Genomic DNA, 733 nt, shown 5'->3' with positions numbered 1-733 from the left:
CAGCCGTGTAACGGATGTCGTGCGCCAGCGCGGCGTCGCGCAGCATCCATTCGCTCATCAGCTTGGAGAGGCCATAGGGCGATTCCGGCGCAAGCCGCGCATCCTCGCGCACCGGCTCCAGCCCGGCGCCGCCATAGACGGCGGCGGTGGAAGAGAAGATGAAATGCGGCACGCCCTCGCGGACGGCCGTCTCGATCAGCGTGCGGGTCTTGCAGGTGTTGTTCTCGTAATAGCCGAGCGGATCGGCGACCGATTCCGGCACCACGATCGAGCCGGCGAAGTGGATGATGGCGTCGACCTTGTTTTCGCGGATGATCCGGCCGACCAGGTCTCGGTCGGCGACGTCGCCGACGACGAGCTTTGCTTCCGGGGCCACCGCCCATTCGAAGCCGGTGGAAAGCCGGTCGAGCACCACGACACTCTCGCCGGCGTCCAGCAACTCCCAGACCATATGGCTGCCGATATAACCGGCACCGCCCGTCACCAAAACCGTCATCTTCTACCTCGCTGATCAAGATTTATCGGAAACTGTCTCAACAGCCACCGTGCTGGAAACCCCGCCGCAAGCCCGTTAAAGTCCATGTCGTTCCCCCAAAACCGCTGTACACGTTTGGGCGATATGCATTGGCCTCCCTCTAACGTTAAGTCGGTAACAGTTCCTCCCGTCCGAGGCATCGTACTGAAACAAATCTGCTTCAAACAGCCGGGAATAGGCCACGATCCGGCATCGTTA

General features: G+C 61.4%; 1 protein-coding gene. It reads right to left on the bottom strand.

Going from position 1 to position 733, the window contains the following annotated elements; translation table 11 throughout:
- A partial coding sequence (locus tag EOA28_RS37560) for an NAD-dependent epimerase/dehydratase family protein (protein WP_148671202.1) occupies positions 1 to 496 on the bottom strand: 496 nt, incomplete at its 3' end.
- Positions 497 to 733 lie beyond the last annotated feature (237 nt).

Origin of the sequence: Mesorhizobium sp. M2A.F.Ca.ET.067.02.1.1 (assembly GCF_004023285.1) — a bacterium.
Classification (GTDB): domain Bacteria; phylum Pseudomonadota; class Alphaproteobacteria; order Rhizobiales; family Rhizobiaceae; genus Mesorhizobium.
This window is presented reverse-complemented; position numbering and strand designations above follow the sequence as displayed.